Origin of the sequence: Peribacillus muralis (assembly GCF_001439925.1) — a bacterium.
Taxonomy (GTDB): Bacteria; Bacillota; Bacilli; order Bacillales; family DSM-1321; genus Peribacillus; species Peribacillus muralis.
In genome coordinates, this window is record NZ_LMBV01000005.1 from 93,496 (window position 1) to 109,207 (window position 15,712).

Genomic DNA, 15,712 nt, shown 5'->3' on the forward strand with positions numbered 1-15,712 from the left:
TGTTCTGCTGTACTTTGCATGGCAATTTAAGTGTTTTCTTGTAATCAGGCGATAAATTTTATTTCGAATAATTTTTTACTGGTGCCATATGGCAATCCTGCACAATTTCTTTTTATTTGTTTCTCTTAAAATATTATCCTAAAAAAGTTATTGACAAAGGTTCTTTGAGTCCGTATAGTAATGGTTATTATAAAAATATTCAGTTATTATTTTCGGAAACGCAATGATCAGGAGTAGTAAAAGCTCATTATTCGGTATAGAGAGCTGCGGGGTGGTGCAACGCAGTCCAATGATACTTTGAACTTGCCTGGGAGTGGTAAAACGGAAGATGGGAATGATTCCATTCTTTTGTTTTAACGGTTGACCTTCGTTACAAGGTTTTAAAGCAGGGTTCTGATAAAAGAGCCAAAAAGAGTGGTACCGCGGTAAGCATAAGGCATATCGTCTCTTTCTTCATTTGATTATGAAGGAAGAGACGATATGCTTTTTTTATTTTTTGGGAGGTAAGGATATGGAAACGGACAATCGGAATTTACAGAGGACAATGACTTCACGGCATATTACGATGATGGCATTAGGCGGTGCCATCGGGGCCGGTTTATTTAAGGGAAGCAGTTCAGCCATTGATATGGCGGGCCCTTCCGTCATTCTGGCGTACTTGATAGGAGGGATCATCCTTTTATTCATCATGCAAGGTTTAGCTGAAATGGCGGTCGCCAATAGCGGGGCACGAACATTCCGGGATCTGGTTCAGTCTATTTTAGGAAAGTATCCAGCTTACTTCCTCGACTGGATTTATTGGAAAATGTGGGTGTTGAACATTGCGGCGGAATCTGTGGTTGCGGCGATTTTCCTTCAATATTGGCTGCCAGGATATCCAATCTGGATATTGGCGTTAGCTGTATCCGTGTTAGTCACAGCGGTTAACTTGCTGTCGGTGAAGGTTTTCGCGGAAACCGAGTATTGGCTTGCACTAATTAAAATTACCGTCATCATTGTCTTCATCCTGGCCGGTTTATTGTTATTGCTTGTAACGTTTGGTGATCATGCTGCAGTCGGTTTTTCCAACTTGACTGACAACGGCGGTTTCTTTCCGAATGGATCGAAAGGATTAATCACCGCGATGCTTGTGGTCATCTATTCATATGGTGGTACGGAAATCATCGGGGTCACATTGGCTGAAACGAAAAATCCTGAAAAGGTGGTTCCAAAAGCCGTTCGCAGTACATTGATACGAATCATTTCCTTCTATATCATCCCTTTTTTCATCATCGTCAGCTTGATTCCTTGGAACGAGGTGAACGGTGTGCCGGAAAGTCCGTTTGTGATGGTCTTTCAAATGATCGGAATTCCAGGTGCTGACCATATTATGAACGCCGTCGTTTTACTGGCGATCATTTCGTCGATGAACTCAGGGTTATATGGTTCATCCCGCGTCCTATATACACAAGCGGTGGATGGTCGCATTCCGAAAATCTTCTCGCATTTATCCAAGAAGAAGGTTCCTGTTTATGCCATATTAATGTGTACCTCCGCTTTATATCTTGGTGTTCTTATTTCTTTATTTGCTGGCAGCAAGACGTTCGAATTCTTGATGGGATCGCTAGGATACACTGTCTTATTCATCTGGTTGATCATTGCCTTTGCCCATTTGAAATCACGTAAGCAGCATTCCGGAAAACCAAGTGCCTATGTGGTCAAATGGTTCCCTTATACGACTTGGGCTGCAATCATCGCTTTATTGATGATTCTGATTGGCATCATTTTCACGACATCGGTGATCGTGACGACGATTACACTGTGCATCTACATTTTTATAACCTTAACGTATATATGGAAAAAACGACTTCATCAAATTTAGCAGTTAAGCCGTGGCAGTCGACCATGGCTTTTTCTTGTCATCCGGGTGAATAAGAAATCTAACGCAGGATGATATATTATAATAGTTCCTGGGAATCATTAGATAAGCAAATAAAGAGTTCATTCAATGAAAAATGTAGTATAATTAGCTTTGGAAAATAACCATTATATTGAAAGTCGGAGCAAACTATGAAAAACAAATCTATCCTACCTTTACACCCGCTATGGTATTTATTGCTGCTGGTGGTTACTAGTTCCATTTATTCAATCATCAATCAATCTTCAGGTCACGCTGTCGATGTTACGACTATAATAGATGGAGAGATTCCCTTTATTAAAGAATTCGTCGTTCCTTATTTACTGTGGTATCCGTATATTTATGGATTGCTGATTTACTATTGTTTCGTTGACCGGAAAAACTATTTTGTGGCATTGGGCAGTTTAGTATCGGGGAAGTTGATCTGTTTTCTTGTATATTGCCTTTGGCAGTCGACAGTCCCCCGTCCAGAAGTGGTGGGGAATGATATCTTCGCCCATTTAATGAGAGTCGTTTATAGTCATGATCAACCCGTCAACTGCCTTCCGAGTATCCATGTACTGACAACATTCATCATGATGATCATTGTCCATAAACGGAAAGAGCAGCATAAATGGGAGTATGTTGGTGTAACGGCAATGGGCACACTGATTATCTTTTCTACCCTATTCACGAAACAGCATGCCGTATTGGATGTACTCTCAGGAATACTCCTTGCATGTGGCGTGTATGCCGCCATACAATATATGTTTCAAGCGCTATCTGCTCATCAGGCCAATCATTATCCAGCGAGGCAAATGAAAAAATGATGAAGAAAAAAGCCACTGTAAAATATTCGCTCCCGTGAGCTGATGTGCTACAGTGGCTTTTTGTGTAAAATATATTTGGGAATTTGTGTTAAAATGTATGGAAACAGTGGAGGAGGGAAGAGCGTGCCTCAATATCTTAATCGAATTGCGGAAGACTTGGTTCAGGCGAAGCTGGAGAATTATTGGTCAGGTTTTGAACTTGTTGCATACGCCTTATATGATAAGAGAAATGTTTATCTATTCAATCATCCTAAATTCAGTAACAATCCACAATACACCTATCATATCTTAAACTGGGATGTACAGTTTACTGGGGATACAATGATTCTGTATGAAGAATATCCCACTGCAATTGTTAATTTGGATTCTTATAAAGATTATGAGGATTTATATTCCGTATTAATTCACGAATTATTTCACGGCTATCAGTATATAAAAGATGAAAAACGGTTTCCTGATGAAATGATGGGAATCACATATCCGCTGTCACAAGAAAATGTGGAATTACGAAATCAGGAACGAACAAATCTTTATCGTGCGTTGTTGGAGCATAACACAATAAAGAAGAAACATCATCTTCATACTTTCATTGCCTTAAGGGAAAAAAGAACTGCCATGTTTGAAAAGTACCTACCCTATGAGAAATTGATCGAAACGATTGAGGGTCCCGCGTGGTATGTTGAATTAAGAGCGTACGCGGAAAAAACATTGAAAGATTACGATTTCGTACTAAAAAAGTATGCACAACAGCTAATAAACAAATATGAATCTACATCCAGTATTAGAAGGAGTTGTTATAGTTCCGGTTTGTTTATTTGTTTGTTACTGAACGAGCTTTCACCAGGATGGATGGAAAGTTTTTTTGATAGAGAAGAAACATTATATGAGCTATTAATACAGCACGCCGGTGACTATATGAAAAATACAATAACTGATGTGAAAATAAGTCCTGAAACAGTGGAAGTCGTTAATTTTGCTATAGAAAAAAGGGGGAAAGCATTTGAAGAGTTTAATAAACAAACAGGAATCCATCTATATATTGAAGGGGAAATAACGGCTGTATCCTTTGACCCGATGAATATCACTCCTTTGGAAGGTAGGCATTTACATAAAAGCTTTATAAAAGTAAGAATGAACAATGAAGATTTTCTTATTCAACAACCAGTTATTGCCCATGTTGATGATGGTATTCATAATATAAATAAATTACATCTGATAGTAGACAAGAAACCAATCGAAAACATTGATTCGATTATCATTGATGGTGTTGGAGAAATAAAAGGAAGATATAAGAAACAAGAAAATACATTGCATGTACTTGTTTAAATGGAATTTTATCTTCGATGATAAAACAGTTTGTTTCGTAGATAACTCTCCAATTCGTAGATAAAACAGTACATTCCGTAGATAAATCCCAAAATTCGTAGATAAACCAGTCCATTTCGCAGATAAATCTCGAATTTCGTAGATAAACCAGTCCACTTCGTAGATAAATCTCGAATTTCGAAGATAAAACAGTACAATTCGTAGATAAATCCCAAAATTCGAAGATGAAACAGTCAACTTCGTAGATAAATCTCGAATTTCGAAGATAAAACAGTCCATTCCGTAGATAAATCCCAAAATTCGAAGATAAAACAGTCCATTTCGCAGATAAATCTCGAATTTCGTAGATAAAACAGTCCATTCCGTTGATAAATCCCAAAATTCGTAGATAAACCAGTCCAAATCGTAGATAAATCCCAAAATTCATAGATAAACCAGTCCAAATCGTAGATAAATCCCCAAATTCGAAGATAAAACAGTCCATTTCGTAGATAAATCTCTGAACTCGCAGATAAAGCAGTCCATTTCGTAGATAACTCTCCAAATTCGTAGATAAAACAGTAAGTTCAGTGGAAAGGTCTCTAAAATTCGTACATAATAGATAGTAAATATTGTGAAATTAAGTATATCTTGTATATCAGGGTATATATTTTTCATATCTATACCTTGTTATACAAGATAAAGGAAGAAGTGAATCGATTTCCATGTCATCAACTCAAATGCTTAAAGGGATTTTGGAGGGTTGTTTGTTAGCGATCATTAAGGAAGGGGCAGTTTACGGATACGAGCTAGCCGAGAAGCTTGGGGAATATGGGTTTGATTCGTTAAGTGAAGGAACCATTTATCCATTACTGATACGCATGCAGAAAGAAAAATTAGTCAGTACGACTTTGAAGAAGTCAACAGCGGGTCCTAGTCGGAAATATTACTACTTATCTGAAAAAGGTGAAAGCGAGCTAGAAGTCTTCATTGACCGCTGGAACAAGCTTAGTTCAAATGTAAATAAAATAGTGAAAAACAAGGGGGAATGTGACGGTGCTTGATGCTAACAAAACGTTATCGAAGGAAAGTCAGCTTTTTTTAGAAAACCTAAGATTGTATCTTTTTTCGAGTGGAAAGAAAACCGAAGAAGTGGAGGATATCATGGAAGAGTTAGCCGCCCATCTTTTTGAAGCGGAGAGAAATGATAAAAGTGTAGAACATATCATAGGCAGGAGTCCTAAAGAATACATGAAACTTCTTTCTGATGAAATGTCTTTTGATTATACGGGATCACTTAAATATATATTAATTATTTTATTCGGTGCGTCTTCTTATTTGATCATTGATAAAGCTCTAAATGGAGGGATTGAATTTTCAGTTTTGGAGCTGATTGGTTATCCTTTGGCCGGCCTTCTTTCAATAGTAGTTTATATGATATCTTTTAGGTATATGGCAAGTCATAAATTATCGATGGTAAAGCAAAGTGTACTCCTATCCGCCTTAGGATTGATCTCGATAGCGTTGTTTGCAGGTGTAATCATTATTAGTGGAATGTATAGCACATCTTTTATGAAATTTGACAATACTGGTAACGTTATCGCTGTGATAGTGGCTATTTCGATATTCATCAGTTTATCCATATGGAGTAAAACTTGGGTTTTAATCATCATCCCCATCCTCCTTTTTGGTCCCGCCCTTATATTGGACAGTACCGATTTTCAGGAAAATGTAAAGCAGGTTCTGAGCACTGTGATAACGATGCTCGGCATAATGCTTTATTGCGGAATTACGCTCAAGAAAATAAAAAACGTGTAATAAATAAAAAAGGCACCAACCTCCTCTAGGGAAGGTTTGGTGCCTTTTCGCTTTACATTTCAGCTTCAACTTGCAAAGATGATTCTTCGCTGAATTGCTGCTTATCCAGGTCTCCGGTTATTTTACTTGTCAGGATACCTGAAGTCATGCTGCCGCTGACATTCACGGCCGTTCTTCCCATGTCGATCAATGGCTCGACGGAAATTAACAGTCCTGCCAAGGCGATTGGCAGGTTCATCGCCGATAATACTAGAATGGCAGCGAATGTTGCTCCACCGCCTACGCCTGCGACCCCGAATGAGCTAATCGCTACAATGGCGATCAACATGGCAATGAAGGATGGGGTCAGCGGGTTGATGCCCACAGTTGGTGCAATCATGACCGCTAACATGGCCGGATAAATGCCGGCACAGCCATTTTGTCCGATCGACAAGCCGAATGATCCGGCAAAGTTGGCAATTCCCTCTGATACTCCAAGTTGCTTCTGTGTTTGGATGTTCAATGGCAGAGCACCTGCACTCGTTCTTGACGTGAAGGCAAATGATAATACCGGGAAAGCTTTTTTCAAATAAACGATTGGATTTAAACCAGCAAGCGCCAGCAATAGCAAATGGATGAGGAACATGACAATCAGGGCCACATAAGAGGCTCCGACGAATTTCCCTAATTTCAGGATTGCGTCCAAATCACTCGTCGCTACCGTCTTCGTCATGATCGCCAAGATGCCGTATGGTGTTAAACGCAGGATCAGCGTTACGACGCGCATGGTGATGCTATGAAATGTATCTACTATTTTTGCGAAAAATTCTGCATGCTCCGGCTGCTTTCTCTTAACCCCTAAATAGGCCATACCAAGAAATGCAGCAAAAATCACGACGGAAATGGTTGATGTCGGACGCGCTCCGGTTAAATCAAGGAACGGATTTGCCGGAATTAATTCAAGGATTTGCTGCGGCATCGTTTTGTCCTGGATCGTACCATATGTTTCCGATATTTGATCTCCGCGGCTTAACTCTGCTTCGCCTTGCTCGATCTGTACCGCTTCCAGGTTGAAGACAGTTGCAGAAGTGATGCCGATGGCTGCGGCAATCGCAGTCGTTCCAAGCAGAATTCCAATAATTAAAACACTGATTTTACCGATATTGCTCGTTAGCTTCAATCTTGTAAATGCGGACAAGATCGAGATGAAAACAAGCGGCATAACGATCATTTGCAGGAACTTTACATAGCCGGAGCCTACGATGTTAAACCAATCGACTGATTTTATGATCGCGTCTGACTGTGGCTCATAGAAATACTGTAAAAGAAGTCCGAACACAATCCCTAATCCAAGCCCGGTAAAAACCCTTTTTGTAAACGAGATGTGTTTCTTATTCATGTAAAATAAAACGCCTAAAAGAATGAGCATAATGGCAAGATTTAAAAACACGTAACCTATCATCTTTATTCCCCCTAATTCCGATTAACCTAATACGAATAATGAATACTTGAAGATTATGATACATCATCGATTGCTTTTTTACCAGCAGAAAATAATTTATTTTTGACTTTTCACATAACTATTCAGGAACCGGATTAGAAAGAACAATAAAGGGACGCTGGACAAGCTATTATCAGGAAGGAAAAGCCATTGGTTTTCTCGAATAATATATAAGGCGTTTTATTGAAAGGATGAAGAAATGATGGGTATATACATTGACAGGATTAATGAACAGGATGCAAAAGAGTTATTTGCATTTGAATGTAAGAATAGACGGTTTTTCGAGCAAACGATCCAGAGCCGGGGTGATGATTATTATAACTTTGGATCGTTTGAAATCAGGCATAGGGAATTATTAAAAGAACAAGATGATGCTATGTCCTCTTTTTATTTAATTAAGGAAGACTCAGGAAGAATCGTCGGCAGGATTAATCTGGTGGATATCGACTCAATTAAAAGTACGGCTCATGTCGGGTATCGAATCGGTGAAGCTTTTACGAAAAAGGGGATAGCAAACAAGGCTTTACAGCTTTTGATTAAGCTGGCACCGGGGAAATGAATGTAACTCAAATACATGCAAAAACGACAACCGTCAATATTGCCTCCCAAAAGGTATTGGTGAAGAATGGCTTTGAACGAATATCGGTTAGTGAGGATCCCAGTGAAAAGCTACCACTCTACCATTATAGAAAGAACCTTTAGTGGACAGCACACCCTGGCAGCGCCTGTTACACAAAGTAGCTATATGGAGACAAAGAAATTTTAGGAGACGAAATAATGAAACAAGTGATAGAAGGTACAAAATACCCGAGAACGAAGCAGTCGATCGTAGCGGATTTACGAAAAATGGGAGTCGAGCGAGGAATGACAATACTCGTCCATTCCTCCTTATCCAGAATAGGATGGGTGAATGGGGGAGCGACTGCGGTAATTCAAGCCTTAATGGAAGTTGTTACGGAAGAAGGAACCATCGTTATGCCTTCTCAATCCGTTGAACTATCCGACCCTGCAAGATGGGAAATCCCCCTGTACCAGAATCCTGGTGGAAGGTTATTAAAGAAAGCATGCCGGCATATGACCCTCGATATACACCTGTTACTAGTGCACTGGGGCAAATAGCAGAATTGTTCAGGTCTTTCCCAGGAGTTGTAAGAAGTAATCACCCCAACTATTCCTTTACAGCGTGGGGAAAGGATAAAAATAAGATCCTTGAGCCACATTCTTTGGCGTTTGGGCTTGGTGAACAATCTCCTTTAGGTAACCTGTATAACCGTGAATCGTATGTCCTGCAATTAGGCGCTACATTCGACAGTACTACGTGCTTCCACCTTGCTGAATATAAGATAAATTATAAAAAAGTGATACGTCTGGGCGCTCCCCTGCTAGTAGAAGGGGAACGGGTTTGGAAGGAATATCAAGAGCTTGAATTCAGGGAAGAGCTTTTTGCGGAGATTGGCGAATCTTACAAAACAGAGCATGTATTGAAAGAGGGACATGTAGGTTCAGCTTCTTGCCGACTTTTTTCTATTAAAGAGGCGGTGGATTTTGCTGAGAAATGGTTAAATCAGTTTGATTCCAATCAGAACGCAAAAGGGAGAAAGGATGGTTTATAATGATAGAAGGTTTATATGAAGCCCATTTACCGGTCAAGAACTTGGCCATCTCAAAGGATTTTTATAAGAAAATAGGCTTGAAACTAGCTTGGAGCGATGAAGATACAGCCTTCTTTTGGATCGAGGAAAACAAAAGCTGGGTCGGCTTATGGGAAGGGACGGAATATCAAATTCCCTACCATCCTTCACTACGCCATATCGCGTTTCGGGTAACTTATGAAAATATGAAACATGCATTAGCTTGGCTCCAATCCTTGCAAATTGAAGTGGTCCCTTTTGGAAAAAGGACATCCATCGAACCTTTTGTTCGTCCGCAGCAAGGAAATGCCTCCGTCTACTTTCAAGATCCGGATGGCAATAGCTTGGAATTGATGTGTTCAATCGAAGTGCCTGAAGCGTATAAGCAGATGACCGACAAGCTTTCACTGGAAGAATGGGAGAAGCTGTTGACTAGGTGAACTTTGTAGACGAAAGGGTTCACGTTCCTGTAAACTGTAGCTGTTTAGACCCGCAAATTCGGCTTGGAACATGCTAATATTTCGCCTTTAGGGCTCAACATCAAAACATTTCGATGGAAGAGGACGTTTGTAAAATTGCGGTTTGACCGAACAACAAGCCGGCATGGAAATGAAGCGTAGCGAAGACGAAGTCCCCGCATTTTTTACCGTTAAAAGCGCGGGGACGTTTCTTTTGAATTGCTGTCGTTATTTTCTTATGAACAAATAAAAAAATGGTTGACTAATTACAAAAGAATACATATAATGTTGCTATAGCAACTATAGTTGACTTTTTACAAACATGCATATAATGTTGCTGTAGCAACTATTGCGTTAACGACCAGTGGAGGTGAGAAAAATGTCCTTTTCTTTTGATGATTATATAAGTATTTCCATTCATAAGACCGATTTAGCTTTTACCCAATATGTAAAGAATAAACTTGCCGCTTTCAATATTGCACCTGAGCAAAATTTAATTATTATGCTACTCTTGAAAAATGATGGACTAACACAAATTGAATTGGCTGAGAAACTAAACAAGGATAAAACCAATATAGCCCGGATGGTTTACAACCTTGAACAGAAGGGTTTTATCAAACGATCTCCTGATGTGAATGACCGTCGTTCATTGAAGGTTTTTCTTACCGATAAAGGAAAAGAATTAAGTAATATTGTCATACCGATTGCAGAGGAATTCAACCATGTGGTAACGAAGGGCATTACAGATGAAGAATTGGAAAACTTAAAAGTATTATTAAATAAAATGCGTGAAAATTTACGTAGTTAGTATTTTTTGCAAAATAGTTGCTATAGCAACAAAATATGAAATGTTACTAAATTTACTGGAGGTAATAACATGTTAGATACAGGATTATTGATAATTCGATTGGTGATTGGTTTGACTTTCGTTGGGCATGGAGCTCAAAAATTATTCGGTTGGTTCGGCGGTTATGGCCTTAAAGGAACAGGCGGTTGGATGGAGTCAATCGGTATTAAACCGGGGGTATTCGCGGCTGGGATGGCTGGATTGGTAGAGTTATTAGGCGGAATCGCTTTTGCAGTAGGTTTGTTTACTCCGATAGCGGCAATCTTGCTTTCCCTAACTATGGTAATGGCTATCGTTAAAGTACACGGTCAAAATGGTTTTTGGAGTACTTCTAATGGTTATGAATTCAATCTTATTCTCATCGCTGTGTTCGTCGGAGTTGCATTGATTGGTGCCGGACAATATTCAATTGATGCGCTTCTACAATAATTAAAATGTCGCTTCTTAACGAGAAAAGATATTTCAAAACGAAGACTGAAAGAACAAAGTGATTAAAATGAAGGAAGGAGATGAACATCTATGAAATGGTTGGAAACAATCTTGTTTTCTTTCGTGACATCCATTATTGTTACAATCCCGTTAGCGTTTGTACTGACAGCCTACAATCTTGGCTTCACAGATATATTTCTTAAAGCTTATCTGACCAATTCGTTAATTGCGGTAATTGTATCTACCCCAGCCTCATTGATTGCCGCGCCGTTAACAGTAAAGATTATGCGTGGAATCTTTCCTAAGAAGAAGCAAACCCAATGAACTGCACATCCACTCAAAAAAACGAACAGCGCTTCCCGTTAAGGGGGGCGTTTTTTTTTTGCTTTAATATTGACCTAGCGCGCTAGTATGTAATTTGTCGAAGCGACGATCTGCAAAACTACACTCGCCGTACAAGTGGATTATGAATTTTTTTGTTAATATATAGATTAATTGGAATTTTTGATAGAATAGTAGATAGCAAAAAACCTACTAGAATGAAACGATTGGTTTTATAAAAGGAAGTGTAAGTAGTGATTAATCAACATTTACGTGCAGACTGTGAGAATTGTTTCGGTTTGTGCTGTGTAGCTTTACCTTATGCAAAGTCTGCTGATTTTGCATTCGATAAAGAAGGAGGTACTCCATGTTCAAACCTGCAATCAGATTATCGTTGCGGCATCCATAAAAATCTCAGAGAGAAAGGATTTCGAGGCTGCACGGTATATGAATGCTTCGGTGCCGGGCAAAAGGTATCTCAACTCACTTATGATGGAAACGATTGGAGGAACAATCCAGCGTCAGCAAAGGAAATGTTCGATGTATTTCCTATCATGCAACAACTGCATGAAATGCTTTGCTACTTACATGAAGCACTGAATTTAGCTGATGCGAAACCTCTTCATCGAGACTTGCAGGCTGCTTTTGAAGATACGGAAAATCTCACCAAGCAAAGCCCAAAGTCTATCCTGGACCTTAATGTAACAGCTCATCGAGCGATCGTTAACGATTTACTTCTGCGCACAAGTGAACTGGTACGTGCAAAGGTTTCATTCAAGAAAAACCCAAAAAAACAAAACAAGATCGGTAGGGGTAGTGACCTTATCGGTGCAAAATTGCGTGGTGCTGACCTTAGGGGAGCTAACCTTAGAGGAGCTTTGTTGATCGCATCCGACCTCAGTGAAGCGGACATGAGAATGACCGATCTTATCGGAGCAGATTTCAGGGACGCTGATTTAAGCGGTGCCGATCTTACTGGAAGTTTCTTTATCACACAAGCACAAGTCAACTCGGCCAAAGGAGATATGAAAACCAAATTACCGCCACCACTAAGCATACCCGATCATTGGAGGCAGTAATAAAACTTGAACCAAATAATTGAATAACTAGCGAGTAAACGGGCGATTCTTCATTAGGAAGGATCGTCTTTTCAAATTGGGCGGAGAATTTTCATTTTTCCATTTGACTCTGACGCTGCGTAATATTTTAAAGTAATGGATAGCGAAAGGAGGTAGGAGGCAGTGGCGATGAGAGTGAAAGAGCTAGCCGATTTAGTGGGCATTAGTGTGCGGACCCTGCATTATTATGACGAGATCGGGTTATTATCGCCAGAGGAAATAACCGATGCAGGTTATCGCCTCTACTCGAATGATAATCTTGAGATGTTGCAGCAAATCCTGTTTTTCAGGGAACTTGGCATGCCTTTAAAGGAAATAAAACAAATGATAAGCAGCTCTTCGTTTGATAAACAAGAGGCGTTAAAGCAACATAAAAAAATGTTACTGGAGAAACGAAGTCAGCTCGATAAATTAATTAAGACGGTCGAAAAATCGATTAAGCATATGAAAGGGGAAATTCAAATGACGAATAAGGAAAAATTCGAGGGATTTGACTTCAGTCAGAATCCATATGAAGAAGAAGCTCGCAAGCTTTGGGGAGATAAAGCTGTCGATGAGTCGAATGCCAAAGTGGCGGGCTTATCGAAAGACGCACAAAAAGCAGTTTCGGAAATTTATACAAAACTTGCATCGATTCGAACGGCTTCTCCTCGATCGGAGGAGGCACAGACAGCCATTAAAGAATGGTATGATTGTTTGAACAATAACTTCGGAACCTACTCACTGGATGCTTTCAAAGGATTAGGGCAGATGTACGTGGATGATCAACGCTTCACCAAGAATATCGATCAATATGGTGATGGCTTAGCTGCATTCATGTGTGAGGCGATGAAGCATTTTGCTGATGATAACCAAAAGTAGGGATTCCTTGACCAGAAGGCGAAAAAGTGGCGGAAGTCTACAAACTTCCGCCACTTTTTTTAAAGCCTTCATTAATCCTTTATATTCTTGTATCTGGAATGATTTGTGTCGACGCTTCGAATAGGTCTTCACGTTTACCTGTTAAAGGTGGATAAATGACCGCTTGATTAATATTCATTTTAATTTTTTTCGCTTCGGCACCTTGATATTGGGGAATTCGGTCCCAGCCATTCGTAAATAAAGCGCCCCATGGACCTAAATCAAGGCAAGTGACATATTGTTCTTGCTTGTAAGGAATACCCTCAATTCCAAGTAAGTCGCACACAACGTTATGGCCAGCGACTTTTCCTTGAGGCATGGCATGTTGGCAGGTCATCAATGCTACATGATTTTCATCTGTCATGGCAAGAGCTGTATCTCCAGCAGTGAAGACGGACGATAATCCTTTTACTTTCAAATTTTCATCGACTGGTATACGTCCCAATTCATCCTTCTCTACAGGGAATTGTGCCGTCAATGGGCTTGCCTTCACACCTGCAGACCAAATGGTTGTTAATGCAGAGATACGGCTTCCAGATTGTAAGGTCACTCCTTCTGAATCTATCGAACTCACTGTTTCATTTACATAGGTTTCAATATTCATCTCACGAAGAGCTTTTTCGACGATTGGGAGTGATTGTTCTCCCATGTCAGGAGCTACGGTAGCTGTTCTTTGCACGAGTATAACTCTTACTTCCGCTTCTTTATTTTCTTTTTTAGCCACTTCTCTGAGGCGGCTGGTCATTTCCGAGGCAATCTCAATTCCAGTAAACCCGGCACCTACAACTACCGCGGTATACTTCCCTTCAACATTATCCAGGTCAACCAACCCATTGATATGATTATCAAGTTTGATGGCCTCCTGATATGTATCCGTAGAAAAACCATATTCTTGTAATCCAGTGAGGTTAGGAAGCACCAATTGACTGCCAGCAGCGAAGACTAAGCGGTCATACGCAAGCTCCATTTGCTGCTCTTTTTGATGGACCATCACTTTTTTTCCTTCTGTATCAATTGTTCCTACTTCCCCTTCAATGAAGCGAACGCCAACCGGATCCAAAACTTCGCTTAACGAGATTCTTAAATTTTGTGGATTTTGTTCGTAAAAGCGTGGACGGACGCCAAAATAAGGATCTCTGTTTATTAAAACCACTTCCACTTGTTCTCTTTGTAGTTCGTGCAATTGTCGTGCTGCACTTATTGCACTCCACACACCTGCAAAGCCTCCACCAATAATCACGATTCTTTTCATCATAAATTCCTCCTTATAATTATATATATAATAGACAACTGTTATCTGCAATTAGGAGTAAAAAAATGTCAGGAGTGTAGCATTGGAACGAAGGTTCCGTTGCTACAATTATCGACGATTTAATGCTTCCCGAAACCAGTTGACTCCTTCTTCATGTTGGTCCTTCTGTTTGGATAGTATCGTTTCATTCAACCAGGCAATGGTTTTACTCTTAAGATGTTCACGCATCAATTCCTCAGCTTCGAGCATGACTACATTGATTGTACAAGGTGCACAGCTCTTAGGATCGTTTTCTTTTCCTTCAAGCAAGATGCATTTTTGCCTTATTTCTGCACATTGAAAAAAAGGCTGAGTTCCTTCGATTGCTGCGATAACATCCCAAAAATTAATTTTGCTCGGTTGTTTAGCTAATTCATAGCCGCCTTTAACACCAGGCATGGAACGTACGATACCTGCCTTTTTTAATTTTGTGAATATCTTGGAAAGGTATGTTTCGGAAACGCCTTGAAATGTTGCCAATTCCTTAACTCCAATAGTTGTCCCGGAAGGAGAATCAACAAAGTAAGTCAAACAATGAAGCGCATATTCCACTCCTATACTGAATTGCAAGAAAATTACCTCCTATTACAGATACGCTTTATCTATAATTAAAGGTACCTTATTATGTGATTTCTGTCAAATGAAAAAAGAGATCATAGAAATGATCTCTTCTAGCTGAATGTCATCCATTTTTGAGCAAGTTTACGATTTCTTTCGCTTTCTCTACTTGAACACCCTCAATGAGACTGTTATTTTTCCGCACGGCCGTGCCGAAATGATAGTGACCGGTTTTCAGTTCGGAATCGATAGAAAGGATGTTATCCTTATTTAAGCCGCTTCCAACCAGTATCGCGATGTGGCCGCACGCTGCTTTCATTTGTTGAATCGTTTTCATGCGGCTTGGTAGATCCCCATGTCCTCCTGAAGTCAAAATCGTTGTAATTTCTGGATAAGGTGACAGCATTTCAGCTGATTGGATTGGGTCGGGCGTATCGTCGATGGCTCGGTGGAACGTAATCTCCAAGCCGGAGCATTCCGCCAAGAGTTCTTTTAAATAAGATCGATTGATTTCATTTTTGTCATTTAGAGCACCTAGTACGACCCCGTTCGCTCCAAGCGTCCGTATGATCCGGATATCGTTTTTCATGATGTCGAGGTCTCTTTCTGAATAACAAAACGATTGGCTATGCGGCCTTACCATCACGTTGACTGGTATCTTTACTGAATGGACGACAGCTTCTATCAGGGCGTGGCTCGGAGTTAATCCCCCCTCGGCCAAAGAACTGACAAGCTCGATTCTGTCTGCGCCCGATTGTTCGATTACAATCGCATCTTCTATCGTTGTGGCAATGAATTCAATGTACATTGGATTGTCCTTTCCTGGATGCAAGAGTTATAAGATTATTAA

General features: G+C 40.0%; 16 protein-coding genes, 1 pseudogene and 1 other annotated feature. Of the genes and pseudogenes, 13 read left to right on the plus strand and 4 right to left on the minus strand.

The window, feature by feature from the left end; all coding sequences use genetic code 11:
* The first annotated feature begins 214 nt into the window (after nucleotides 1–214).
* Nucleotides 215–452: a binding site (T-box leader), on the plus strand.
* Nucleotides 453–511: 59 nt separating this feature from the next.
* The 5 genes from ASU00_RS08920 (at nucleotide 512) to ASU00_RS08940 (ending at nucleotide 5,829) form a co-directional block, all read left to right on the plus strand.
* Nucleotides 512–1,861 (plus strand): amino acid permease, encoded by a 1,350-nt coding sequence (locus tag ASU00_RS08920; protein WP_057913111.1) that lies wholly within the window; start codon nucleotides 512–514, stop codon nucleotides 1,859–1,861.
* A gap of 188 nt (nucleotides 1,862–2,049) precedes the next feature.
* A complete protein-coding gene (locus ASU00_RS08925; protein WP_057913112.1) occupies nucleotides 2,050–2,706 on the plus strand; it encodes a phosphatase PAP2 family protein in 657 nt (218 codons plus the stop codon).
* Nucleotides 2,707–2,829: 123 nt separating this feature from the next.
* The gene (locus tag ASU00_RS08930) at nucleotides 2,830–4,032 is read left to right on the plus strand and encodes a hypothetical protein (RefSeq protein WP_057913113.1); all 1,203 of its coding nucleotides are present in this window, start codon (nucleotides 2,830–2,832) and stop codon (nucleotides 4,030–4,032) included.
* Between the two features lie 704 nt (nucleotides 4,033–4,736).
* Complete coding sequence (locus tag ASU00_RS08935) at nucleotides 4,737–5,075, plus strand: PadR family transcriptional regulator (protein WP_057913114.1); 339 nt, start codon at nucleotides 4,737–4,739, stop codon at nucleotides 5,073–5,075.
* Nucleotides 5,068–5,829 (plus strand): HAAS domain-containing protein, encoded by a 762-nt coding sequence (locus tag ASU00_RS08940; RefSeq protein WP_057913115.1) that lies wholly within the window; start codon nucleotides 5,068–5,070, stop codon nucleotides 5,827–5,829. Before ASU00_RS08935 ends, ASU00_RS08940 begins: the two co-directional genes overlap by 8 nt.
* A 52-nt stretch (nucleotides 5,830–5,881) precedes the next feature.
* On the opposite strand, the gene ASU00_RS08945 is transcribed toward ASU00_RS08940, so the two are convergent.
* On the minus strand, nucleotides 5,882–7,270 hold the full coding sequence (locus ASU00_RS08945; protein WP_057913116.1) for an L-cystine transporter: 1,389 nt from the start codon (nucleotides 7,268–7,270) through the stop codon (nucleotides 5,882–5,884).
* Nucleotides 7,271–7,511: 241 nt separating this feature from the next.
* Between ASU00_RS08945 and ASU00_RS08950 the strand changes: the two genes are divergently transcribed.
* The 8 genes and pseudogenes from ASU00_RS08950 to ASU00_RS08985 all read left to right on the plus strand — a co-directional run bounded on the left by ASU00_RS08950 (nucleotide 7,512) and on the right by ASU00_RS08985 (nucleotide 12,974).
* The gene (locus tag ASU00_RS08950; RefSeq protein WP_057913117.1) at nucleotides 7,512–7,868 is read left to right on the plus strand and encodes a GNAT family N-acetyltransferase; all 357 of its coding nucleotides are present in this window, start codon (nucleotides 7,512–7,514) and stop codon (nucleotides 7,866–7,868) included.
* Nucleotides 7,869–8,086: 218 nt separating this feature from the next.
* A pseudogene (locus ASU00_RS08955) lies at nucleotides 8,087–8,922 on the plus strand (AAC(3) family N-acetyltransferase).
* On the plus strand, nucleotides 8,922–9,380 hold the full coding sequence (locus ASU00_RS08960; RefSeq protein ID WP_057913118.1) for a VOC family protein: 459 nt from the start codon (nucleotides 8,922–8,924) through the stop codon (nucleotides 9,378–9,380). Before ASU00_RS08955 ends, ASU00_RS08960 begins: the two are co-directional and overlap by 1 nt.
* Before the next feature lie 397 nt (nucleotides 9,381–9,777).
* The gene (locus ASU00_RS08965; RefSeq protein WP_057913119.1) at nucleotides 9,778–10,206 is read left to right on the plus strand and encodes a MarR family winged helix-turn-helix transcriptional regulator; all 429 of its coding nucleotides are present in this window, start codon (nucleotides 9,778–9,780) and stop codon (nucleotides 10,204–10,206) included.
* Nucleotides 10,207–10,275: 69 nt separating this feature from the next.
* Nucleotides 10,276–10,674 carry a DoxX family protein gene (locus tag ASU00_RS08970; protein ID WP_057913120.1) on the plus strand — a complete coding sequence of 133 codons (399 nt, stop codon included), beginning with the start codon at nucleotides 10,276–10,278 and terminating at the stop codon, nucleotides 10,672–10,674.
* Between the two features lie 90 nt (nucleotides 10,675–10,764).
* Nucleotides 10,765–10,998: a DUF2798 domain-containing protein gene (locus ASU00_RS08975; RefSeq protein WP_057913121.1), complete on the plus strand. Its 234-nt coding sequence runs from the start codon at nucleotides 10,765–10,767 to the stop codon at nucleotides 10,996–10,998.
* Nucleotides 10,999–11,249: 251 nt separating this feature from the next.
* Complete coding sequence (locus ASU00_RS08980) at nucleotides 11,250–12,074, plus strand: pentapeptide repeat-containing protein (protein WP_057913122.1); 825 nt, start codon at nucleotides 11,250–11,252, stop codon at nucleotides 12,072–12,074.
* Nucleotides 12,075–12,236: 162 nt separating this feature from the next.
* On the plus strand, nucleotides 12,237–12,974 hold the full coding sequence (locus ASU00_RS08985) for a MerR family transcriptional regulator (RefSeq protein WP_057913123.1): 738 nt from the start codon (nucleotides 12,237–12,239) through the stop codon (nucleotides 12,972–12,974).
* Nucleotides 12,975–13,053: 79 nt separating this feature from the next.
* Here the strand turns inward: ASU00_RS08985 and ASU00_RS08990 are convergent, their stop codons facing one another.
* From ASU00_RS08990 to ASU00_RS09000, 3 genes are all read right to left on the minus strand, one after another.
* Entirely contained in the window at nucleotides 13,054–14,265 is a 1,212-nt protein-coding gene (locus tag ASU00_RS08990; RefSeq protein WP_057913124.1) for an NAD(P)/FAD-dependent oxidoreductase, read from the minus strand.
* 108 nt (nucleotides 14,266–14,373) lie between these two features.
* Nucleotides 14,374–14,874 carry an RrF2 family transcriptional regulator gene (locus ASU00_RS08995; protein WP_057913125.1) on the minus strand — a complete coding sequence of 167 codons (501 nt, stop codon included), beginning with the start codon at nucleotides 14,872–14,874 and terminating at the stop codon, nucleotides 14,374–14,376.
* A gap of 112 nt (nucleotides 14,875–14,986) precedes the next feature.
* Nucleotides 14,987–15,670: a copper homeostasis protein CutC gene (locus tag ASU00_RS09000; RefSeq protein WP_057913126.1), complete on the minus strand. Its 684-nt coding sequence runs from the start codon at nucleotides 15,668–15,670 to the stop codon at nucleotides 14,987–14,989.
* Nucleotides 15,671–15,712: the final 42 nt, after the last annotated feature.

What these genes read in the sequence shown, in the direction of transcription:
- ASU00_RS08920 (WP_057913111.1), top strand. Translation starts at nt 512, where the DNA reads ATGGAAACGGACAATCGGAATTTACAGAGGACAATGACTTCACGGCAT.
- ASU00_RS08925 (WP_057913112.1), top strand. Translation starts at nt 2,050, where the DNA reads ATGAAAAACAAATCTATCCTACCTTTACACCCGCTATGGTATTTATTG.
- ASU00_RS08935 (WP_057913114.1), top strand. Translation starts at nt 4,737, where the DNA reads ATGTCATCAACTCAAATGCTTAAAGGGATTTTGGAGGGTTGTTTGTTA.
- ASU00_RS08945 (WP_057913116.1), bottom strand. Translation starts at nt 7,270, where the DNA reads ATGATAGGTTACGTGTTTTTAAATCTTGCCATTATGCTCATTCTTTTA.
- ASU00_RS08950 (WP_057913117.1), top strand. Translation starts at nt 7,512, where the DNA reads ATGGGTATATACATTGACAGGATTAATGAACAGGATGCAAAAGAGTTA.
- ASU00_RS08960 (WP_057913118.1), top strand. Translation starts at nt 8,922, where the DNA reads ATGATAGAAGGTTTATATGAAGCCCATTTACCGGTCAAGAACTTGGCC.
- ASU00_RS08965 (WP_057913119.1), top strand. Translation starts at nt 9,778, where the DNA reads ATGTCCTTTTCTTTTGATGATTATATAAGTATTTCCATTCATAAGACC.
- ASU00_RS08970 (WP_057913120.1), top strand. Translation starts at nt 10,276, where the DNA reads ATGTTAGATACAGGATTATTGATAATTCGATTGGTGATTGGTTTGACT.
- ASU00_RS08975 (WP_057913121.1), top strand. Translation starts at nt 10,765, where the DNA reads ATGAAATGGTTGGAAACAATCTTGTTTTCTTTCGTGACATCCATTATT.
- ASU00_RS08990 (WP_057913124.1), bottom strand. Translation starts at nt 14,265, where the DNA reads ATGAAAAGAATCGTGATTATTGGTGGAGGCTTTGCAGGTGTGTGGAGT.
- ASU00_RS09000 (WP_057913126.1), bottom strand. Translation starts at nt 15,670, where the DNA reads ATGTACATTGAATTCATTGCCACAACGATAGAAGATGCGATTGTAATC.